Source organism: Aeromonas sp. S11(2024) (assembly GCF_041402345.1).
GTDB lineage: Bacteria > Pseudomonadota > Gammaproteobacteria > Enterobacterales > Aeromonadaceae > Aeromonas > Aeromonas veronii.
Genome location: NZ_JBGLRC010000004.1, coordinates 70962 through 93158, shown reverse-complemented (window position 1 = coordinate 93158; position 22197 = coordinate 70962). Strand labels below are relative to the sequence as shown.

Below are 22197 nucleotides of genomic sequence, written 5' to 3'. Positions count from 1 at the left end.
GCAAACCGTTTTAAAATTCCCTGGGATGTTTGTCAGCCGGTTCAAGTCCCCGAGCCGATATTCATACCAAACAGGGGATCTGCCTTCTGGCTATTGCGCATGCTCGGCACGACCGAGAAGCCTGCGGTCAGATCCGATCCCCGCCTTGAACCGACGGTTCAAGGGCCCAAACCGGCAACGGCATCTCGGGGTACCAACAGCAAAAGCCCGTCACCAGCGTGACGGGCTTTTTCTTTGCCTGATGATCAACGATCCCTACCCCTTTCAGAGCTGAAAAATGCCCCGGATGAAAAACTCACTCGGGGCATCACCGCATTCTCTGTGCAGGCTGTGTTAACGCAGCCAGTCGCGTTAACGCTTTTATTTGACCAGCAACAGATTCTCTGGCTGGCGGGAGGCCGTCACCAGCACCGGGATCAACTTGGAGGTCGGGGTAAACGACCCGGCCCCGATACTGTCGATGGGCACCAGCGGATTGGTCTCCGGGTAATAAGCCGCGATGTTGCCCTGCGGAATGTCATAGATCACCACGCTAAAGCCGGTCACGATGCGCTCACGCCCATCGTTGCAGATGGCCGCCATATCGACCTTGTCCCCTTCGGCAAAACCGAGGCGACGGGCATCCGCTCCGTTCATGAACACCACGTTGCGCTGGCCCTTGATGCCGCGATAGCGATCGTCCATGCCGTAGATGGTGGTGTTGTACTGATCGTGAGAGCGCAGGCTCTGCAGCAGCAACACCGGCTGATCCACCATCTGCTCGGCATGGCGGGTACACTCCGGCAGCACAGAGCGCGGCAGGGTGCTGGCACGAAACTCGGCGCTGCCGCTGGGGGTATTCCACGTCAGTTGCGCCGCAGAGTTATCGAGATGAAAACCGCACGGCTGCTGGATGCGGGCATTGAAATCGGCAAAACCGGCGATGGTCTGCTCGATGAGATCGCGAATACGCGCATAGTCATCGCGCAGGGCCAGCCAGTCGACCCGCTCGCTGCCCACGGTGGCATGAGCCATCCGCGCCACTATGTCGGTCTCGGAGAGGCAGAGGGGCGATACCGGCTCGGCCGCGCCGGTCGAAGCGTGCACCATGCTGAAGGTGTCCTCCACCGTGATCTTCTGGTTGCCGCTGCGCTGGATATCGAGCTCGGTGCGACCGAGACAGGGCAGGATCAGCGCCGCCTTGCCCACCTGCAGATGGCTGCGGTTGAGCTTGGTGCTGATCTGCACGTTGAGCTCGGCCTTTTTCATCGCCCCGTAGGTGAAGTAGGTGTCGGGCGCCGCTGCAGCCAGGTTGCCACCCAGGCAGATGAGCACCTTGCTCTTGCCCTCGTCCAGCGCCTTGAGCGCCTCGTAAACGTTGTGACCACGAGCCCGCGGCAGGCTCACCTGCAGGTGACGCTCGAGCCGGTCGATAAAGGCGGCGGTCGGCTTTTCGTTGATTCCCATAGTGCGGTTGCCCTGCACGTTGCTGTGGCCCCGTACCGGACAAAGCCCCGCCCCCGGCTTGCCAATCTGGCCGCGCATCAGGTGCAGGTTGACTATTTCACGAATAGTATCGACCGAGTGCAGATGCTGGGTCACCCCCATGGCCCAGCAGCTGATGATGCGCTGGCTGGCGGCAAATACCCGGGCCGCCTGCACGATGTCGGCGCGGGTCAGGCCGGATTGCTGCTCGATCGCCGCCCAGTCGGTGGCACGCACCTGTGCCTCATACTCGGCAAAGTGGTGGGTGTGGCGGGCGATAAAGTCGCGATCCACCGCCTCTGGCGCCTCTTCCAGGATGTACTTGGCCATGCCGCGGATGGCGGCCATATCGCCCCCCAGTTTCGGCGTCAGGTATTGGTGGCTGATGGTGGTGGCCGCCGGGGTCAGCAGTTCAAGCGGGCTCTGCGGGCTGGCGAAGCGCTCCAGCGCCACCTCTTTCAAGTTGTTGAAGCTGACGATCTTGCAGCCGCCACGCGCCGCCTGACGCAGGGCATTCATCATGCGCGGGTGGTTGGTACCCGGATTCTGGCCATAGACAAACACCGCATCGGCCTGGTCGAAGTCATCCAGCACCACAGTGCCCTTGCCGATGCCGACCGACTGGATCAGCGCTACCCCGCTCGCCTCATGGCACATGTTGGAGCAGTCGGGGAAGTTGTTGGTGCCAAACAGGCGACCAAACAGCTGATAGAGGTAGGAAGCTTCGTTGCTGGCACGCCCCGAGGTGTAAAACTCCACCTCATCTGGGCTATTTAGCCCCTTGAGAGTGTCGGCAATCAGGGTGAAGACGTCGTCCCAGCTTACCGGCTCGTAGTGATCGGTCGCCGGGTTGTAGCGCATCGGCTCGGTCAGCCGCCCCTGATACTCGAGCCAGTAGTCACTCTGGCTGGCCAGCTGGCGCACCGAGTGGGCGGCGAAAAACTCGGCCCCCACCGTCTTGCCGGTAGACTCCCATGCCACCGCCTTGGCGCCGTTTTCACAAAACTGGAAGGTGCCGTGGTCGTTGTCACCCCAGGCACACCCCGGGCAGTCGAAACCGTCGGTCTGGTTGACCCGCAGCAGGTTCTTGATGTTCTGACGGGTCTTCTGGCTGCGTAGCACCTGTTTCATGGTGGATTGCAGGGACGAAAAACCGCCGGCTTTGGCGGGCTTTTCAATATGACTCATGGCACTCTCCGATGGGATCCGCCGGGCGATAGCTCGAATAGCTGACCGGGGCATCAAACTTGGGAATATGAACGACGTTGAGGTTGTATTTGAGGGCCAACCTGACCGCCAGCTGGCTGGGCGATGCCAGGCAGATAAGATGACGGGCGCCGAAGCGGACGGCTTTTTGCACCAACTCGCTACCGCAGCGGCTGGTCACCACCAGGGTGTCGCACGCACTTTGCTGACGCAGCAGCAGGCCGATCAGCTTGTCGAGGGCATTGTGGCGCCCGATATCTTCCCGGCAGTGGAGGACCCGGCCCTCGGCATCCAGCGCCAGCGCTGCATGCAGGGCGCCGTGCTGCTGACCCTTGAGCTGCCACTGGGCGATCTGCGCACGCAGCCCCGCCAGCAAGGCCCCATCCAGCGGCGGCGTCAGCGGCAACACAGGCAGTGCGGGCAACGCCTGCTCTACCGCCGCCACACCGCAGATGCCGCAGCCAGTTGCCCCGGTCAGCCGGCGCTTGTGTTCGGCCAGAGAGCGGTTGGCGATGGTCACATCCAGCACAATACCCTGTTCGGCTGGCACGCTCTCGATGTCGTGGACCTCGTGGTTATGCCGGATGATCCCCTCGCCAAACAGAAAGCCGACGGCAAAGTCGTCGAGATCGTCCGGGGTCGCCATCATCACCGCATGATTGATGCCATTGATGTTAATGGCGACGGCGACCTCCTCCACCAGATGATCCAATGAAGGCGAGGCAGGCAAATTGACGGGGATGTCGACAGGCGTGTAGGCAGGCATGCAGGTTGGCCTAAAAATGCAAACTGCATTCAAGTTTAGAGAGGCGACTGACGCAAAACCAATGAAATAAATCTATATCCTGATAGAGTTGTTCTATCGAAGATGTTTTTTCAATTGATTAATTTTCAATAGCCGGTTCCACTGCCTCCCCTACAACCAGATGAACATCAAGCAACTGCACTACTTTCACGAGCTGGCCAAACACCGACATTTTGCCAAAGCGGCCAAAGCCTGCCACATCACCCAACCCACCCTCTCGGCCAGCATTACCGCGCTGGAAAAGAGTGTCGGCACCGATCTGGTGGTACGCACCAGCCAGTTTGTCGCCCTGACCGAGGCGGGCGAGCTGGTGCGCCAGTATGCCGAGCGGATGTTGCTGGAGCAGGAGGCACTCAAACAGGAGCTGGCGCTGTTTCATGGCGAATTATCAGGTACCTTGCGCATCGGCATAGTGCCGCAATCCAATGTCGACATCATGCCGTTTATCGCCAGGTGCAAGCAGCGCTACCCCGATATCGTCATCCGCTTGTCAGTGCTAAGCAACGAGGTCCTGCTGTCACAGCTGGCGCTCCATCAATGCGATATCGGGCTGGGATTTGACGTTCCCGCCAGCGATCCCGACAAGCGGGCCTTTCACATCTATCCGCAAGGGCGAAACCGGATGGCCGTGCTGATGCGCCGCAGCGCGGCAACGCCCCTCCCCTCCGATATCCCCATGACCCTTGCCAGCCTGCAACAGCAGCCGCTGGTCTTGCCAAGCCGCACCATGCAGTTTCGCAACTATCTGGATCTCGCAGCCGAGCGGGCCGGGGTCTCGCTCAATGTGGTGCTGGAGACCGACTCCATGTTCCATCTGGTAAGCGCGGTGCGCCACCAGCTGGGCTGGGCCATCGTCAGTGCCGGGCTTGCAAGCTCTGCCAGCCAGCTCTCAGATCTCGTCTGTCTGTCCCTCGAACCGCTCGATGCCGGTACCACCGTTTTTCTGACTCGCAAGCAGAGTGTCACCCCCGCCATGCGGGCCTTTCTCGATCTGGTGGCGGAAGATGGCCCCGCCAACAAGCAGCCATAACGACAAAGCCCGCCAAACAGGCGGGCTTTGTTTTGCAACTGGCAAGCAAATTTAGATGGCCATCTGCTCGTGGGGGGAGCCGTGGTGACGCAGCCAGACAAAGCTCAGCGCCACGATCAGCACCATCAGTGTCATGATGGCCCCCAGGGTCACCTGACCGGTCATCGGGAAACCGGCCGCTAGCAGGGTCACCACGCCCGCTCCCAGATTCTGCATCCCGCCGAGAATGGCCCCCGCAGTGCCGGCCTGACCCGGGAAGGGCTCGATGGCACAGGAAGTTGCGGTCGGGTAGAGAATACCGCTACCGATGAAGTAGACAGCCGCACCACCAACCAGCGAGGCGGCACTCACCACCCCGAACAGCCCCGGCACCAGAATGATGAGTGAGCCGAGCGCAAGAAAGGCGATTCCCAGACGCATCAGTTTGCCCTGAGTCAAACGGAAGCTCAGCTTGGCAGAGAGCCAGGCCCCGAACAGATAGCCGGGCAGCGGCAGCACGAACAGCACGCTCACGGTACGGGCGCTCAGTTTCAGCACATCGCCCAGCAGCACACCGGCCGCAGCCTCGAACACTGCCAAACCGGCAAAGGTCGCCATTAGGCAGAGCAGGTTGCCCTGAAACTTGGGGTTGCCCAGCACATGACGATAGGCAGCACCGACGCGCAGTGGCTGACGGGCAGCAGCAGGCAGGGTCTCGCCAAACCAGGCCATGATCGCCAGGGTGGCTACGGCACCAAAACCGAACAGGAACCAGTAACCGGCGCGCCAGTTGAACAGCTCGGTCAGCCATCCCCCCAGCACCGGTGCCAGCAGCGGGGAGAAGATCACCCCCATACTCACCAGACTGTTGGCGCGGTTGAGCTCGGCGCCGTTGTAGCGATCGCGCATCACGGTACGGCTCATGGCGCCACCGGCACCGGTACCCAGCCCCTGAATAAAGCTACCCACCAGCAGGGCGGCAAAATGGGGGATGACCTGAATGATCAGGGTGCCCACCAGAAACACCATCATGCCGACGATCAGCACCGGGCGACGGCCGATGCGATCCGACAACGGCCCGTAGACAAACTGGGAAAGGCCATAGGGGATCAGGTAACAGGCCATCACCGCCTGCAACTGGCCCGAGGCCACATTGAAGTCCCCCGCCATCATGGGAATGGAGGGAACATAAAGGGTCTGGGTCATCTGGCCCACAGCGACCATCAGAATGGTCAATAAAAACAACGGATAAAAACTGTGCCGATCCATATCAGTCCCAAAAAATCGAAAAAATGCTGCCGCCCCTCTGGCACAAAATGGCCCAGAGGAATCTGATCACAGAGGTTGTGATGCAATCAAAAACAGTGTTGGAAACAGTAGGCGGGGAGCCCGCCAAGCCACCGCACAGGACGTTTGGTGGTATGGGGGCATCATAGTGATTCAGCTCACAAAAAACGAACGAATCTTTATAATCGGCTTGCCTTAGTTTTTCTAATATTATGGGGCACTTCGCCCCGTCAGCAGTTAAAAATCAACGAGTTACCATCTGTTGCGCCTGCTTGATCAGCTCATCGGGCTGCTCCTTACGCGGCGGTATGGTGATCCCCTTCTGGCAGGCAGGCTTCTCTGCCATGCGATCCATCCAGGCTTGCAGATGGGGCAATCCCTCGATGGAGATGCCGCTCCAGTCATAAATACGCACCCAGGGCCAGGTGGCAATGTCGGCGATGCTGTACTCGTCCGCCAGATATTCGTGGTGGGCCAGATGGCTGTCGAGCACCTCGAACAGACGGCGCCCCTCCTTCTGGTAACGTTCGATGGCGGCGGGGATCTTTTCGGGGAAATAGCGGTAGAAGACATTGGCCTGCCCCATCATGGGTCCTACCCCGCCCATCTGGAACATCAGCCACTGGATGGCCTGAGAGCGGCGTTTGGGATCAGCGGGCAGCAACTTGCCTGCTTTCTCCGCCAGATATATGAGGATGGCCCCCGACTCGAATACGGCGAAATCGTCGTTATCCCGATCGACGATGGCCGGAATGCGGCCATTGGGATTGATGGCAAGAAACTCGGGCTTCTTCTGATCCAGCGCCGAGAGATCGAGAGGAATGACCCGATAGGGCAAACCCAGCTCTTCGAGGGCGATCGCCACTTTGAAACCATTGGGGGTCGCGGCGGTGTAAAAGTCGATCATGATTCACTCCTTGTTGGTCATAGCCAGATTGCACGGTTGGAACAGGGTGCAACACCATAGTCGCCTCATCTTGCAACAAGTGACCGGCTCCAGACCATTAAAAAGCGGCGCACCGTAGGCCAAACAAGGCCACGGTGCGCCGCTGGTGCGCTCTGGCGATGGTAGATATTAGTTGATCACGGCGACCGGCTTGCGCTGGCGCAGCATGATCAGGCGGGAAAGCAGCGGGAAGTAGGACTCCAGCTTGCGCAACAGCACCCGGCTGCAGGCAGGCTCGGCCAGCTCTGACTCATCCAGCACGATGCCGTTTGAGACAAAATAGTCACGCACATCCGGCCCGTAGACCGTCAGCTCCTTGTCCCCCTTGCGGACCAGCAGCGGCAAGACCGGCAAACCGATCGTCTCATCCTCTCCCCGGGCAAATCCGGCATCCTGCCAGGGCGCATCGCCGTCGATCAGCAGGATCGCCGCCTCCGTCTTGGCCGGTTGCCACTGGGCCAGGGGGGTCACGGTGATGTGGGCAAAGTGATCACCATACTCGGGTGATGACCGCAAGATGGCCAACAATCCCTCGCTGGCCGCTGACACGTTCTGACTCACTAATGACAAATTCATGGTTCACATCCCTATGCTCATGACAGCCTGTATCCGGCTGCTGGGATAAGACTAGCGCAGATCTGGTCTATATTGGAGCCGTCAAATCTGGCAGTGGTAATCAATTGGTCGTAGGGGGATAACAGTTGCCATCGCACAAAATACTGGTATCATATCGCGTCCTTTTATCCCCCGTTCTTTAACATCCAGTGGTGAACCTATGCATCCGATGCTGAATATCGCCGTGCGCGCTGCGCGCAACGCCGGTCAAGTTGTAGTAAAAGCCTTCTCCCAGCCTGAGAACATTGAGGCTATCCAAAAAGGCAGCAATGACTTCGTGACCAACGTTGACCGTGAAGCCGAAGCGGCCATCATTCACACCATCAAAAAATCTTACCCGGAGCACAGCATTGTTGCTGAAGAGTCTGGTGAGATTGCCGGTACCAATCCGGACTACCAATGGATCATTGACCCACTGGATGGCACGACTAACCTGGTCAAAGGCATTCCGCACTTTGCCGTCTCCATCGCCCTGCGTGTCAAGGGCAAGACTGAACAAGCCGTTGTTTACGATCCCATCCGTGACGAGCTGTTTACTGCTACCCGTGGTAGCGGCGCCCAGCTGAACGGCTACCGCATTCGTGTCGGCAAAGCCAAAGAGCTGGCTGGCACCGTACTGGCCACAGGTTTCCCCTACAAGCAAAAGCACCACATCGAGTCCTACCTGAAGATGTTCCAGAGCATGTTCATCGAATGTGCCGACATCCGTCGCTCCGGCTCTGCCGCACTGGATCTGGCCTACGTGGCTGCCGGTCGCGTCGACGGTTTCTGGGAAATCGGCCTCAAGCCTTGGGACACAGCTGCCGGTGAACTGCTGGCCAAAGAAGCCGGCGCCATCGTCACTGACTTCGTAGGTGGTCATAACTACGAAAACTCCGGCAACATCGTGGTTGCCAACCCGCGCGTCCTGAAAGAGATGCTGGGCAAGATCCGTGAAGAGCTGCCGGAGTCCCTGGCCAAATAAGCCAGCTCCCCAGCATTCACCAAGACAAGAAAACCGGCGCAAGCCGGTTTTTTTGTTTCTGTTATCCGAACACCAAGGCAGACATCTGCAGCTGATTTAAAAGAGTTAGCGATGCATCCCCACTTGCCACTCAACATCCACTTCAGTCATTTGCAGACAACCCCTCTTGCCCCCCCGCCTTTGGCTACCGATAAGATTCCCATGTGTTTGCCTGGATAAACTCTTTCCAGATTTTCAGATAGCGGCAATCGCCTTGCAGACATGGACAAGGGGTGGCCAAGTGGATGTAATGCCACCATCCACTTTGCACACCTTGAGGTCATACCATGGACCATCTCTCAGCTCTTCCTCCGTTATCCTGGTCACAGCAACTGCGCAGCCAGATGCAAAGTCGCCCACTCACTGCTCTCGGCCTCTTTATCGCGCTGGCTGCCGTCTTGTTGCTACTGTTGCAGAGTCTCATCATGCTCGCTACCGGAGAGGTGACCAGCGGCGTGCGCTACGGCCTTGTCGGTGGTGCTGCCGGGTTTGCCGCCACCGCCATCGGCGCCCTGCCCGCCCTGTTTCTGCGCTCGGTACCGCAAAAGGTTGAGGACACCATGCTGGGCTTTGCCGCCGGTATGATGCTGGCGGCCAGTGCCTTCTCCCTGCTGCTGCCGGGGCTGGAGGCCGCCGAGGGGATTACCGGCAACGGCTTTAGCGCCGCCGCCGTGGTGGTGGTCGGCATGACCCTCGGGGTGCTGTTGATGCTGGGGCTGGATCAGTTCACCCCGCACGAGCATGACAAGACCGGCCCCTGCGGTCCCGGCCACGAGAGCTGCTCCCGGGTCTGGCTGTTCGTCTTTGCCATCGCCCTGCACAACCTGCCGGAGGGGATGGCCATCGGGGTCAGCTTCTCGCAGGGGGATATGTCGGTGGGGCTGCCGCTTACCACTGCCATCGCACTGCAGGATATTCCGGAAGGATTGGCGGTGGCGCTGGCCATGTGCGCCGCCGGTTTTCGCCCCTCGGTGGCGGTGCTGGTCGCCATCGCCAGCGGCCTGCTCGAACCGGTTGGCGCCCTGCTCGGGGTCGGGCTCTCCAGCGGCCTTGCCATCGCCTACCCCATCGGACTTGGGCTCGCCGCCGGCGCCATGCTGTTTGTGGTCTCGCACGAGGTAATTCCGGAGACTCACCGCAACGGTCACCAGACCTATGCCACCCTCGGCCTGATGGCAGGCTTTGCCCTGATGATGACCCTCGATACCGCGCTCGGCTAAAGACACTAGCCCCTCTCTCATCAATGCTTTTTGTCACCTGCGGCGCTCCCATATGGAGCGCCGCGTTTCATCTCTCCTTTCGCTTGTGCCTCTCGGCGCCGACGCCATCTTTTGTTATGATCTACAGCAACTTAAATTCAGCCACACGGCTATCAAGACGAGGTCAGCAATGAAAGTAGGTATTATCGGCGCCATGGAGCAAGAAGTGGCCCTGCTGCGCAGCCAGATGAGCAACCCCACTACCCTGCAACTGGGCGGCTGCGAGTTCTATCAAGGGGAGCTGGCAGGCAAAGAGGTGATCCTGACCCGCTCCGGTATCGGTAAGGTCGCCGCCAGCGTGGCTACCAGCCTGCTGCTGGAAAAATTTGCCCCCGACTGCGTCATCAATACCGGCTCTGCGGGCGGCTTTGCCCAAGACCTGCATATCGGTGATGTGGTGATCGCCAGCGAGATGCGTTTCCACGATGTGGACGTGACCGCCTTTGGTTACGAGATGGGCCAGATGGCGCAGCAACCCGCCGCCTTCCCCTGCGACGAGAAACTCATCGCGGTCGCTCAGGATTGCATCGCCGAACAAGGCAAACACCAGACCAAGGTCGGCCTTATCTGCACCGGCGATCAGTTCATGTGCAAACCGGACGCCATCGCCAAGGCTCGCGCCGACTTCCCGCAGATGCTGGCGGTCGAGATGGAAGGTGCAGCGATCGGTCAGGTGTGCCACATGTTCAAGGTGCCCTATCTGGTGGTACGCGCCATGTCCGATATCGCTGGCAAGGAACAGGTTGAATCCTTCGATGCCTTTATCGAAGTGGCTGGCAAGCACTCCGCCGAAGTGATCATCAAGATGCTCGGCAAGCTGTGATCGAGACCGGCTCGCTTGATTTGATGGCCGACGCCCTCCTTTCTACGATGGCGGCCATTCTGGTGGGGGCAGCCCTGCTGGAGGCGGTGATCCCGTGGCCATCCCATCTGCGTCTTTCGGCCGTCACGCCCCTGCTGACCCGGCTGGGGCGCAAGGTGCACAGGGCCGATGGCACGCCACGCCAGCAGGTGCAAGCAGGTATGTTGGCGATGCTGGTGGTATGGGTACCCTGCGCCGCCGGGCTGTGGTCGTTGCGCAATCTGGCATTGAGCGAGCCGATCTTCGACCTGCTGTTCCTGCTGCTGATGCTCGAATCCCGTCCGCTGCGCGAACTCGCCCATGCCACCCGCTCGCTCGCTACGCAGGAGACGCTGCCGCTGGCGAGATTGCAGTCCGCCCCCTGGCTCAAACGGGAAACCGGCAAACTCTCGGCCATGGGGCTCGCCAAAGCGGTGACGGAGAGCTGCGCCCTGCGTCTGATCGGCCAATGGGCTGGCCCGCTGCTGGGATTTGCCCTGGCTGGCGTACAGGGCGCCCTGCTCTGGCGACTGGTGCAGCTGATGAATCAGAGCTGGAGTCGCAAAGATCCCGCCTTCGACCACTTTGGTCGCGCCGCCAGCGCCCTCTATCAGGGGCTCAATGCACCCATCATCCTGCTGCTGGGGCTGCCACTCCTGCTCCCGCGGCTCAAGCAAGCCACTCAACTGCTGCGCAGTGGGACGCTCTGGCCCTCTCCCACCATCGGGATGCTGTTGACGCTACTTGCTGACAAGTGCCGGCTCCGCCTTGGCGGCCCCCGCTACTATCAGGGGACTCTCCAGCGTTGGCCCGTCATCGGCACTGGTGCTGAGCCAGAGAGCGAGACACCGCGCAAGGTGCTCAATATTCTGCAAGGAATTGGCTGGGGCTGGTTGATGCTGGCGCTGCTTGTCACTGTGGCGGGGTTACTTCATGGTTAGATGGTTGCGATTGCCGCTCTGGCTGCCCTGCGTACTGATTGCCTGGTTGCCCGGTGCCCTGCAGGCCGCAACGCCGACCCGGGTGGTGAGCATAGTACCCCATCTTACCGAGCTGCTTTATGACATCGGCGCCGGTGACAAGCTGGTGGCCATCGACGATGCCTCAGACTATCCCCCCGAGGTCAAAACCAAGCCAAAGGTGGCGAATTATCGCAGCATCAATGTCGAGGCCCTGCTGGCGCAAAAGCCGGACCTCATTCTCGGCTGGCGCTCGGCTCAATCACGGATGCTGGCCCCGTTGGAGCAGCTGGGTATCCCGGTTTTCTACTCTGAGCCTACCGATTTTGTCTCGCTGGCTGCCGAGATGCGGGCGCTGGGCAAATTGCTGGGGGTGGAAAAGAGCGCCAACGAAGCCGCCGATCGCTATCTGGCACGCCTGCATTCCCTGCAACAGCGCTATGGCAGGCCAACCGACGTCAAGGTGTTCTACCAGCTCTGGTATCCCCCCCTCACCAGTGTGAGCGGCAATGCCTGGCCCGCTCAGGCCATCGAGCTCTGTGGCGGAGTCAACGTCATGAGCAATGCCAGAACACCCTACCCTCAGGTGAATATTGAACAGGTCATCAGGGCCAACCCAGCTCTGATCCTGGCCGGGAGTCAAGATCCTGACGCCCTGCGTCACTGGCGAAAGTGGCCAAATCTCGACGCGGTGCAGCATCAGCGACTCGATTTGATCAACTCGGATGAGCTGCACCGTTTCACGCCGAGAGCCCTCAATGCAGTGGAGCAGGCTTGCCGAGCCATTGCCCAACGCAGCAACAAATAGCCAAAAAACAGCCATTCAGATCACGCCTTCCAATTTACGTCTGCAAATGGCATAAAAAGTGCTTTAGAATTCCATAGATACCAATCTTCATCATGGGACACCGTCATGTTTAATGGAAAAACAATCCTGGTTACCGGTGGCACAGGGTCATTTGGCAAAAAATTCATCGCAACCGTGCTATCCCGCTACCAACCGGCACGACTGATCGTCTACTCTCGTGATGAGCTCAAGCAGTTTGAAATGCAGCAGCGTTTCAACCATACCTGCATGCGCTATTTTATCGGCGATGTTCGCGATGCCGAGCGCCTCGACATGGCGATGCGCGACGTCGACTTTGTGGTGCATGCCGCTGCGCTCAAGCAAGTGCCAGCTGCCGAATACAACCCGATGGAATGCATCAAGACCAACGTTGGAGGAGCCGAAAACGTCATCAAGGCCGCTCTCAACAATGGCGTGCAGAAGGTCATTGCACTCTCAACCGACAAGGCTGCCAACCCGATCAACCTTTACGGGGCAACCAAGCTCTGTTCTGACAAACTCTTTGTCGCCGCCAACAATATGGCGGGCAAGAACCCGACCATCTTCTCGGTGGTACGTTATGGCAACGTGGTCGGCTCAAGGGGCTCAGTAGTTCCCTTCTTCGACAATCTGATCAAGAGCGGCGCCAGTACGCTGCCTATCACCCACCCCGAGATGACCCGCTTCTGGCTGACCTTGCAGCAAGGCGTAGACTTTGTTCTTAGCAACTTCCATCGTATGCGCGGTGGGGAATTGTTCGTGCCGAAAATTCCATCGGTCAAGATCACCGATCTGGCGGCGGCCATGGCACCGGCCCTTCAACAGGAGATCATCGGCATCCGCCCCGGGGAGAAGCTGCACGAGGTGATGTGTCCGGCTGACGACTCTTTCCACACTTATGAGTTCAATGATTACTACGTGATTGCCCCCAGCATCAGCTTCACCAGCCGCAACAATGATTTCAGCATTAATGCTCTGGGTGAAACAGCCACGCTGGTTGCACCGGGCTTTGAATACAATTCTCTAAATAATCAGCACTTTCTGTCGATAGCTGAACTACAGAGCATGAACCAGCAGGTGTTATCCGAATGATCCCTTATGGCCGCCAATCGATCAGCGATGCCGATATCTCAGCTGTCGTTACCGTACTGAAATCTGATTATCTGACCCAAGGCGAAGCCGTTCCCGCTTTCGAACAAGGACTGGCCGATTACTGCCACGTGCCGCATGTGGTTGCTTGCAGTAACGGCACCACTGCGCTTCATCTGGCCTGCGCAGTACTGGAGCTTGGCGCCAAAGATACAGTTTGGGTTTCTGCGGTCAGTTTTGTTGCCTCGGCGAACTGCGTTCGCTACTGCAATGCCAACGTTGATTTTGTCGACGTTGACCCTGCTACCGGTAACCTCGATGTATTAGCACTGGATAAGAAACTACAGCAAGCAGTGCTCACCCGCTCCCTTCCAAAAGCGCTGATTGCTGTACATCTGGCCGGACAGCCCTGCGATCTCGAAGAGATCGGTGCGCTCTGTCGCCAGTACGGAATCGTTCTGATCGAGGATGCCTGCCATGCACTGGGTGCCCACTATCAGGGGTCACCTATCGGTAGTTGCCGTCACAGCGATATGACGGTCTTCAGCTTTCATCCAGTCAAACCGATTACGACCGCAGAAGGAGGCGCCATCACCACCAGGGATCCGGAACTCGCAGCCAAATTGCGACTCTATCGCAGCCACGGGATAACTCGCGATCCGCAAGCGCTGTTCATGCCCTCTCCCGGAGAATGGTATTACGAGCAACAACTTCTGGGCTTCAACTATCGCTTGACCGACATTCAGGCGGCACTAGGGCTTAGTCAGTTGAGCCGTCTTGATCAGTTCATTACCCAGCGTCGTGAACTTGCCAGACGATATGACGCGCTGTTATCCCTCTTGCCAGTCCAGCCGTTGCAGCAGAGTAATAATCGCCAGAGCGGTTATCACCTCTATGTCATTCAGGTGGCTGAACGCGATCAGGTGTTTGCCCGCCTGCGGGCTGCCGGCATTGGCGTCAACGTTCACTATATTCCTATCCCTGCCCAACCCTACTACCGTGGGCTGGGACATAACCCAGCAAACTATCCGGGCGCGCAAGCCTACTATCAGGGCGCAATCTCCCTTCCGCTGTTCCCGGCTCTGACACACTCGGATCAGCAACAGGTCGTAGATGCGCTGGAGCAGGCACTATGCGGCTAGCTCTGGGCACAGTGCAATTCGGTCTGGATTACGGGATCAGCAATCACGACGGACAAGTCAGCGATGAGGAACTCGACGGGATCATTGCGTTAGCTCGTCAAGCAGGTATCGATACCCTGGATACGGCGCAAGCCTATGGCAATGCCGAGCAGAGGCTGGGGCAAAGAGATATCACCGACTTCACTCTCATCGACAAGCTGGCACCAGGGCTACCGCTGTCCGATGTCAAGGCAGCGCTCAACAACAGCTTGCATTGGCTGGGGCGAAAACGGCTCGATGGTTTGCTGCTGCACCGTAGCCAAGATGCCTCACCTGCCTTGTTCGAGTTACTCACCGATTGGCAGCAACAGGGCACGATCGGAAAACTCGGGCTCTCCGTCTACTCCCCGGAGGAGCTCGATACCTGGAGCGCTGCTGGCTATCCTCTGGAACTGGTGCAATTACCTGCCAATTTGCTCGATCAACGCTTTTTACGCACTGGATGGCTCGACAAACTGGTAGATATGGGGTGTGAAATCCATGTTCGCTCGCTCTTTTTGCAGGGACTGTTGTTGATGCAGCCAGCACAGCGACCTGACTATTTTCAGCGTTTCGCTACCGCACTTGAACGGTTTGACCACTGGCATCCCTCAATGGCCCCGCTTGGCAGAGCCCTCTCCATCATGACGGCCCTACCACAGGTAAGCCGCTTTGTTGTCGGTGTTTGTCATGCCCAAGAGCTGGCCGCTATCGTTGCGGCCAGTCAAGCGTTGCACGATTGCTACGAGGCCGATATCTCCCATCTGGCGTCTATGGAACAGGAACTTATCAACCCCGGACTCTGGAGAACACGATGATCCTAGGTATTCTGCAGGCCAGAACCAGTTCTTCCCGCCTGCCCAACAAGGTACTGAAGGAACTGCTGGGCGAACCCATGCTGGCAAGGCAGATTGAACGGCTGCAACAGAGCAAACTACTGGACAAGCTGCTGGTTGCCACCAGCGATAAGCCAGAAGATCGTGCCATTGCCGAACTGTGCGAAAAGTTGCATATCCCCTGTTTCTGCGGTCCTCTTGACGATGTATTGCTGCGTTTCTATCTGGCGGCCCAACCCTATAGTCCGACCCATGTTGTGCGTCTCACAGCTGACTGCCCACTGGCAGACCCAATGGTAATAGACGAGCTGATAGCCCTCCATCTCTCGGGCAAGTTCGACTACAGCAGCAACTGCGGTAATCCCAGTTATCCGGATGGGCTGGATGCCGAGATCATGACTGGAGCGACTCTGGCAACCTTGCAGGAAAAGGCCACCACGCAGACCGAGCGGGAACATGTCACCTATTACGTTCGCTGTCATCCCGAGCAGTTTTCCATTGGTGAACTGCAGCGCTCGCCTTCGCTGGCCCACCTGCGCTGGACTGTCGATGAGCCTGCCGATTTTGAGCTGGTAGAGCACATTTATAAGACTCTCTATCCTGTCAACCCAACCTTTACGACCGACGATATCCTCGCCCTGCTGGCGCAGCAACCGGAGCTGACAACACTGAATACCCGGCACAAGCGCAACGAAGGATTGGCTAATTCGCTGGCCAAGGAGAATCATATATGACCTCACGTTATCAACATTCACTCGCTCTCTCGGTTCGGGCGGAACAGAGCATTCCACTCGGCTCCCAAACCTTCTCCAAAAGTCGCCTCTGTTTCCCCTATGGCGCAGCCCCACTCTTTATCGAGCGCGGCAATGGGGCGCATGTTTGGGATGTAGATGGCAACGAGTATCTTGATTTTGCCAGCGGCCTACTGGCCATCAGTCTTGGATATTGCGATCCAGATGTGAATGAAGCGGTAATGGAGCAACTCAGTCTTGGCTCGATCTTCTCCCTTCCCCACCGGCTGGAGACTGAAGTCGCTGAACAGCTCATTGAGCTCATCCCCTGCGCCGAAATGGTTCGCTTTGGCAAAAACGGGACTGATGCCACCTCAGCCTGTATCAGGCTCTCCAGAGCAGTCACAGGCCGCGAGAGGGTAGCCGTCTGTGGCTATCATGGCTGGCAAGACTGGTACATCGGCTCAACCACCCGCCATTTGGGGGTCCCCGAGTGCGTGAGAGAGCTGACCCACAGATTTGACTACAACGATCTTGCCTCGCTGCAGTGCCTGCTGGAAGCTCACCCGGGCGAGTTTGCAGCCGTCATTCTGGAACCGATGAATGTAACCTGGCCAACCCCGGATTTTCTGCCCGGTCTGCGCCAACTCTGCGATGCCCATGGCGCACTACTTATCTTTGATGAGACCATTACCGGTTTTCGCTACCACTTGGGCGGGGCACAGAGCCTCTTTGGTGTGACGCCGGATCTTGCTGCGTTCGGCAAAGGCATGGCCAATGGTTTCCCGATTTCCGCCGTTGTTGGCCGCCGCCAATATATGAAACGGATGGAAGATATCTTCTTCTCCGGCACCTTCGGCGGGGACGTGATTGCGCTCGCCGCCGCCAACGCCGTCATCAAGAAGATGCAGCGACTGGATGTACCAAAGAGGCTTGCAGAGCGGGGACAACAGGTACTGGATGGGCTCGATAGCTTGCTAAAAGAGATCGATGCCCCGGACTGGCTGCATACCGCCGGACATCCGAGCTGGAGCTTTCTGCTGGTTGCGGATTCAGTAAACCACTCAACCTGGCTTCTCAAGAGCTATCTGCTCCAGGAGTTGTGCAAGCAAGGGATCCTCACCCTTGGCAGTCACAATATGAATCTGGCACACAGCGAACAGGATGTGGCCGCTTTGCTGGCCGCCTATCGCGACATACTGCCAGCGCTCATTCGCCACGATAGAGATCTGACACTGGCCAGTGCGCTTGATGGCGAGTCCATTCAACCTGTATTCAAGGTGAGATAATTGCTACCACTATGGATATTTACCGAAGGAGATCTACAGCGCGGCATGGGACATATAAGCCGCTGTAGCGCCTATGCATGTGCATGGAAACAAAGAGGGGGTGACGTCTATTGGATAATAGATGGAGATTCATGTGCGCAGAATTTTATTCCAAATGAAAATATCTCCTGGATATGCTGGCAAGATAATCCGGGGGTAGTTAATAGCATCACTGGCTTTGCACTTATTGATAGTTACTATGCATCACCACCTGTTTTAAAAAAGATTTCTGATTGTTTTTTACAAACTGTGTATCTTGATGATACTTTCCGATTGAATTATCCGAATGGATTAGCAGTTCACTGTATACCAGAGCAAAAACCTGATCATCTTGTTGATGCAAAATGGCTTATGGGTATTGAGTGGCAACCATTGAGGCCAGCTTTTTGGAATACTGCTGTGAGGGAAAAATCGACCAGCGACATTACTAATATTTTAATTGTTATGGGTGCAACAGATATCAGAAATCTGACTGGGCGTATATTCAACCTAGTTATTGCCATGTATCCAAACGCACATGTAAATATTATTTCAAACAATCAAGATGTTGCGTTTAATAAAGAGTGCACCATCTACAAAAATATTAATGACATTGAGATGTTGCAATTGATGTCTCAATGTGACCTTGCCATTAGTTCGGCGGGACAAACCATGTTTGAACTTGCTAAATGTGGCTTACCTAGCATTTTGGTTTGTGTTGTTGACAATCAAAAAAAACAATTTAAATGGAGTCAGGAAAATAGCTTATTCCCAGATGGGATATATTGGGATGATCCATTGTTTGATGAAAAAATAGCCACTCAGTTAACGAAAATGTCATCCCCCATATATAGAGATTCAATTGCCAAACATGCACAATCACTCATCGATGGGCAGGGCGTTAACAAATTAATTAATGTGCTGATAGGTTCTTAAATGAAGATATCAATAATTTGTTCCGAGAGTAACCACCCTGTAAATAGTTGGATTCACACTTGGGCGCACAATATAAGTGCACGACACGAGATCAACATAGTAACTAAATCAAACCAGTTAACCACAGGCAACATTCTCTTTTTAGTTTCTTGCCATGAAATAATAGATAAAGAAACAAGAGACAATTTCGATTATACACTAGTCCTCCACGCAAGTAATCTGCCTTATGGAAGGGGCATGTCTCCTCATATTTGGCAAATAGTTGAAGGGAAAAACCGTATTCTCCTAACACTTTTAGATGCAGAAGACAAACTAGATTCTGGGAAAATATGGAAACAAAAAGAAATATTCTTTGATGGTAGTGAGCTTTTCGATGAAATAAATAATAAAATTTTTTCATCCGAAATAGAGTTGATGTCATGGGCAATAAAAAATATTTACACATCCTCTCCATTTGAACAAGTTGGTGAACCAACTTTCTACAGAAAGCGAACACCTGAAGATAGTAGAATTGATATCAAAAAGACCATTGATGAGCAATTTAACTTGCTACGCGTGGCCGATCCAGAACGCTATCCCGCTTTCTTTGAAAGAAATGGTCACACGTATAAAATAAAAATTGAAAAAATCATAAAATAATTTACTTCGAGTAAGTAATACATAGCAAAAGGCAATGTAGTCAATTTTTATGATGGTAACTGTTTATTTGACAGATTGCCTGCAAAAATGAATACTTCAACTATGATCACATGTTAAGCAAGTAGGACACCATGTCATATTTTTCTATTGATGGAAGAGAGATTGGGCATCACAAAAAACCCTTCATTATTGCGGAGCTATCAGGTAATCATAATGGGAGATTAGAAAATGCACTAGCGCTCATCGATGCAGCTGCGGATGCTGGTGCTGATGCCATAAAATTACAAACCTATACTGCTGATACAATGACATTGGATATCGATTTGCCAGAGTTTCATATTCAAGGTGGATTATGGGATGGGTATACACTGTATGACTTATATAAACAAGCCCATACGCCGTGGGAATGGCATCAAGCACTTTTCGAGCGAGCAAAAACTAGAGGACTAATTATTTTCTCGACACCATTTGATGAGAGTGCTGTCGATTTTTTAGAGAGTCTAGGCACACCTGCATACAAGATTGCCTCATTCGAAATCACAGATCACCCTTTGATAAAGTATGTGGCCCAGCAAGGAAAACCAGTCATTATTTCTTCAGGAATGTCTAGTGAAGCTGAAATAGCCCAAGCTCTGACCATTCTACGTGACAATGGATGCACACAGATTCTATTGCTTCATTGTGTAAGCGGCTACCCGACACCGCTTGCCGATATCAACCTCAAACGAATCACTCGTTTAGCGGAAACTTTTTCAGTACCCGTAGGCCTGTCTGATCATACACTGGGCAATACCGCCGCTCAGCTGGCTGTCGCCTTGGGCGCGGTTGCCATCGAGAAGCATGTGACTCTTGCTCGCGCAGATGGTGGACCTGATGCTGAATTTTCTTTAGAGCCAGATGAATTGAAAGCATTATGCGACCAGACCAACCTCTGTTGGCAAGCATTGGGATCCGGTGAGAGTGGTAACAACCATGCTGAAAAATCCAGCTTAATATTTCGTCGTTCTCTTTATTTTGTCGTCGACCTTCCTGCTGGCACCACCATAAAACCGGAACACATTCGGCGGATCCGGCCAGGTTATGGATTACCCCCTGAAGTCCTATCGCAAATACTTGGAAAGAAGACTCATCACAACATACATCGTGGCAAAGCTGTTAGTATGGATGATTTCATATAGTGTGAAGCAAGACCGATTTATAACATGATATGTGATATGAGTGATAATATATGACTGATTTAGTTCCCCTTAAATATAATCCAATTCAAGGTAATAACATAACCCTCAGAAAGCTTTTGCTTTCTGATATTAATGAGACATATTGCTCATGGTTGAATGACCCCGATACTAATCGCTATCTAGAAGCACGACTAATTATTGGGACATCGAGAAACTGCGTCACTATTATCTAATCAACGATGATATAGATATACTGATGGCTATCATAGATAAAAAAAACAACAAACATATAGGAAATCTAAAACTATCTGCCATCGATGAAATACATCGCAGAGCTGAGTTAGGGATTTTAATTGACGATAAGGATTATTGGGGGAAGGGTGTAGCAACAGAAGCAATCAATTTAGCCACTGATTATTGTTTTTCAAAACTAGAGCTACATAAGGTCACCGCTGGTGCTTATAAAGAAAACTTAGGTTCCATAAAAGCATTTTTAAAAAATGGATATTACATTGAGGGTGAAAGAAAGAGCATTTTTTGATGTCTCACGGTTGGACTTCATTAATTCTTTTAGGTAAGCTTAAATGAAATGACATATCAGTCAATTATTTTAGGAATAGATTTTAAAACGCTATACATACCGTTTTAAAGTCTATGTCGAAGGAGCTACAATATAATGCATATTCAGACCGTACTCATCTGACCATTTGTATGGAAATGATATTAACCTGACAGTCGTTCACAAAAGGGAATGATCATACGGCTTCCAATCGGTGGTGTCGCATAAATTTTAGCAAAAAAGTCCTGAACAAGCTGTTCATGATGTTGGCATCAATCCAGAAGTTGAGTAAACCGCAGTTAATCAAAGACTTTTTGTATTTAGGCCGATTGGCAATGGAATAAAGCGATGTGCCCATGATGCAGACTTGAAGGGGATTATGGTTAAGTTAGCTCCATTCAAGCTGCATCCATATCCATTTGGGCAGCAACACCGTTATTTTGTTAGTGATGTAGCGAGAACTGCACATTTCGATTTTATCACTGGTATACCTTTTAATATAGGGAAGGTTAAACCTGTCTCTATTGAATGGTAAAAATCTCCCACTTTTTTGAGAGACATATTTGTACCAGGCAAAGAATAACCACCTGTATCTTTATTAATAGTTTGATCAGCTATTACTGGGGGTTTAATAATAAAACATGCCGTCGGATTTAACTCGTTTATAGAATTTTCAATTTTGAATATTTCAATTATTTCGCCACCTAGTTTCTTAACAACACCTTCAATATCTTTAATATATCCGAGCTTATCCATCCTTGCCTTCCCTTTCTCACTATTTATTTCGTAGCATGGCTCGAATAAAACCAACTTATCAATCGTCACTCTAAATAACTCTAGCAATAACTCTTTTAACTTTCCACCATTCGGCTCTAGCGCATGACAAGAAGTAGTCACATTGATAGATTTGTCATGTAAAGGTATCTCACTTATGTCACCAACAAATGCTTTTAAATTTTTATAGTCCACTCCCATGTTATTCTTAGCAAAAGAAATACCTTTATATATTCTTGACCAACTAATATCAAAAGCAAATATCTCACTGGGTCTCATTTCCATGCTAGATAAAACTAAACTTAATGTTGTAAGCTCACCAGCTCCAATATCAAGCAATGTATCTCCATGTGTGATGTTATTATCTAAAATCTTCCCAACTTCGGTTGCAAATAAAGATGCATCATTATGGTGTTCTGTTACAAAATCGATATATGTCCCGGCTTGTAAATCATAAGCGACCTCAATAATATCAGGAGTATTAATGTTAATGCCATTTTGAATACGCAACAATTCGGTAACATTATTACCTTCTGAATACGCTTTTCTCGCGTCTATAATTTCTAAGTATTTCTTTTCCATAAGTACCTTCACTAAACGTAAATGTTAGCGGGTAAATAATGTAGCTATTAAATAAAAACAACTAGTTTCCACAAAACAGTCATGGAGGAATTTACCCATTTAAGAAACTTAACATGCAAAGCACTATCAATAAAAACCGCGACATGTAATAATCATTTTGTTATTATATATGGTTTAACAAAAACT

At 53.8% G+C, this 22197-nt stretch carries 21 protein-coding genes and 1 other RNA gene; 16 read left to right on the top strand and 6 right to left on the bottom strand.

Annotation, left to right across the window (positions count from 1 at the left end; all coding sequences use genetic code 11):
* Positions 1–14: 14 nt before the first annotated feature.
* Positions 15–196, top strand: a non-coding RNA gene (gene ssrS, locus ACB040_RS05170) — 6S RNA.
* Between the two features lie 164 nt (positions 197–360).
* On the opposite strand, the gene ACB040_RS05165 is transcribed toward ssrS, so the two are convergent.
* Positions 361–2652, bottom strand: a complete 2292-nt coding sequence (locus tag ACB040_RS05165; protein WP_371153561.1) for an FdhF/YdeP family oxidoreductase — start codon at positions 2650–2652, stop codon at positions 361–363.
* Complete coding sequence (gene fdhD, locus ACB040_RS05160) at positions 2639–3436, bottom strand: formate dehydrogenase accessory sulfurtransferase FdhD (protein WP_346201297.1); 798 nt, start codon at positions 3434–3436, stop codon at positions 2639–2641. The genes ACB040_RS05165 and fdhD overlap by 14 nt, the downstream gene beginning before the upstream one ends.
* Positions 3437–3596: 160 nt before the next feature.
* Here fdhD and ACB040_RS05155 point away from each other — a divergent pair, with 160 nt between their 5' ends.
* Positions 3597–4505: a LysR family transcriptional regulator gene (locus tag ACB040_RS05155; protein ID WP_371153563.1), complete on the top strand. Its 909-nt coding sequence runs from the start codon at positions 3597–3599 to the stop codon at positions 4503–4505.
* Between the two features lie 51 nt (positions 4506–4556).
* Here ACB040_RS05155 and emrD read toward each other — a convergent pair whose 3' ends face one another.
* The 3 genes from emrD to ACB040_RS05140 all read right to left on the bottom strand — a co-directional run bounded on the left by emrD (position 4557) and on the right by ACB040_RS05140 (position 7293).
* Complete coding sequence (gene emrD / locus ACB040_RS05150) at positions 4557–5753, bottom strand: multidrug efflux MFS transporter EmrD (RefSeq protein WP_005333920.1); 1197 nt, start codon at positions 5751–5753, stop codon at positions 4557–4559.
* 262 nt (positions 5754–6015) lie between these two features.
* A complete protein-coding gene (locus ACB040_RS05145; RefSeq protein WP_005333923.1) occupies positions 6016–6678 on the bottom strand; it encodes a glutathione S-transferase family protein in 663 nt (220 codons plus the stop codon).
* 168 nt (positions 6679–6846) lie between these two features.
* A complete protein-coding gene (locus ACB040_RS05140; protein ID WP_371153566.1) occupies positions 6847–7293 on the bottom strand; it encodes a hypothetical protein in 447 nt (148 codons plus the stop codon).
* A gap of 199 nt (positions 7294–7492) precedes the next feature.
* On the opposite strand from ACB040_RS05140, the gene suhB reads away from it, so the two are divergent.
* The 14 genes from suhB (at position 7493) to ACB040_RS05070 (ending at position 20637) form a co-directional block, all read left to right on the top strand.
* Positions 7493–8296, top strand: coding sequence for an inositol-1-monophosphatase (gene suhB / locus ACB040_RS05135; RefSeq protein ID WP_005352992.1), 804 nt, complete (start codon positions 7493–7495; stop codon positions 8294–8296).
* A 326-nt stretch (positions 8297–8622) separates the two neighbouring features.
* On the top strand, positions 8623–9555 hold the full coding sequence (locus ACB040_RS05130; RefSeq protein ID WP_047440409.1) for a ZIP family metal transporter: 933 nt from the start codon (positions 8623–8625) through the stop codon (positions 9553–9555).
* A 169-nt stretch (positions 9556–9724) separates the two neighbouring features.
* Positions 9725–10417, top strand: coding sequence for a 5'-methylthioadenosine/S-adenosylhomocysteine nucleosidase (gene mtnN, locus ACB040_RS05125; RefSeq protein ID WP_021230869.1), 693 nt, complete (start codon positions 9725–9727; stop codon positions 10415–10417).
* Positions 10414–11376: a cobalamin biosynthesis protein gene (locus tag ACB040_RS05120; RefSeq protein WP_320545953.1), complete on the top strand. Its 963-nt coding sequence runs from the start codon at positions 10414–10416 to the stop codon at positions 11374–11376. Before mtnN ends, ACB040_RS05120 begins: the two co-directional genes overlap by 4 nt.
* Positions 11369–12202 carry a cobalamin-binding protein gene (locus ACB040_RS05115; protein WP_371153570.1) on the top strand — a complete coding sequence of 278 codons (834 nt, stop codon included), beginning with the start codon at positions 11369–11371 and terminating at the stop codon, positions 12200–12202. Before ACB040_RS05120 ends, ACB040_RS05115 begins: the two co-directional genes overlap by 8 nt.
* A 105-nt stretch (positions 12203–12307) precedes the next feature.
* Positions 12308–13312: a UDP-N-acetylglucosamine 4,6-dehydratase (inverting) gene (gene pseB / locus ACB040_RS05110; RefSeq protein ID WP_338771435.1), complete on the top strand. Its 1005-nt coding sequence runs from the start codon at positions 12308–12310 to the stop codon at positions 13310–13312.
* On the top strand, positions 13309–14451 hold the full coding sequence (gene pseC, locus ACB040_RS05105) for a UDP-4-amino-4,6-dideoxy-N-acetyl-beta-L-altrosamine transaminase (RefSeq protein ID WP_338771438.1): 1143 nt from the start codon (positions 13309–13311) through the stop codon (positions 14449–14451). The genes pseB and pseC overlap by 4 nt, the downstream gene beginning before the upstream one ends.
* The gene (locus tag ACB040_RS05100; RefSeq protein WP_338771440.1) at positions 14442–15287 is read left to right on the top strand and encodes an aldo/keto reductase; all 846 of its coding nucleotides are present in this window, start codon (positions 14442–14444) and stop codon (positions 15285–15287) included. The genes pseC and ACB040_RS05100 overlap by 10 nt, the downstream gene beginning before the upstream one ends.
* Complete coding sequence (locus tag ACB040_RS05095) at positions 15284–16039, top strand: glycosyltransferase family protein (RefSeq protein ID WP_338771443.1); 756 nt, start codon at positions 15284–15286, stop codon at positions 16037–16039. Before ACB040_RS05100 ends, ACB040_RS05095 begins: the two co-directional genes overlap by 4 nt.
* The gene (locus ACB040_RS05090; RefSeq protein ID WP_338771445.1) at positions 16036–17325 is read left to right on the top strand and encodes an aminotransferase class III-fold pyridoxal phosphate-dependent enzyme; all 1290 of its coding nucleotides are present in this window, start codon (positions 16036–16038) and stop codon (positions 17323–17325) included. The genes ACB040_RS05095 and ACB040_RS05090 overlap by 4 nt, the downstream gene beginning before the upstream one ends.
* Complete coding sequence (locus ACB040_RS05085) at positions 17326–18279, top strand: hypothetical protein (protein ID WP_371164846.1); 954 nt, start codon at positions 17326–17328, stop codon at positions 18277–18279. It begins immediately after the preceding gene.
* Positions 18280–18918 carry a formyltransferase family protein gene (locus tag ACB040_RS05080; RefSeq protein WP_331378286.1) on the top strand — a complete coding sequence of 213 codons (639 nt, stop codon included), beginning with the start codon at positions 18280–18282 and terminating at the stop codon, positions 18916–18918. It begins immediately after the preceding gene.
* A 131-nt stretch (positions 18919–19049) separates the two neighbouring features.
* A complete protein-coding gene (gene pseI, locus ACB040_RS05075) occupies positions 19050–20096 on the top strand; it encodes a pseudaminic acid synthase (RefSeq protein WP_338771452.1) in 1047 nt (348 codons plus the stop codon).
* 205 nt (positions 20097–20301) lie between these two features.
* Complete coding sequence (locus tag ACB040_RS05070) at positions 20302–20637, top strand: GNAT family N-acetyltransferase (protein ID WP_338775002.1); 336 nt, start codon at positions 20302–20304, stop codon at positions 20635–20637.
* A gap of 453 nt (positions 20638–21090) precedes the next feature.
* On the opposite strand, the gene ACB040_RS05065 is transcribed toward ACB040_RS05070, so the two are convergent.
* Positions 21091–22011, bottom strand: coding sequence for a hypothetical protein (locus ACB040_RS05065; protein WP_371153574.1), 921 nt, complete (start codon positions 22009–22011; stop codon positions 21091–21093).
* Positions 22012–22197: the final 186 nt, after the last annotated feature.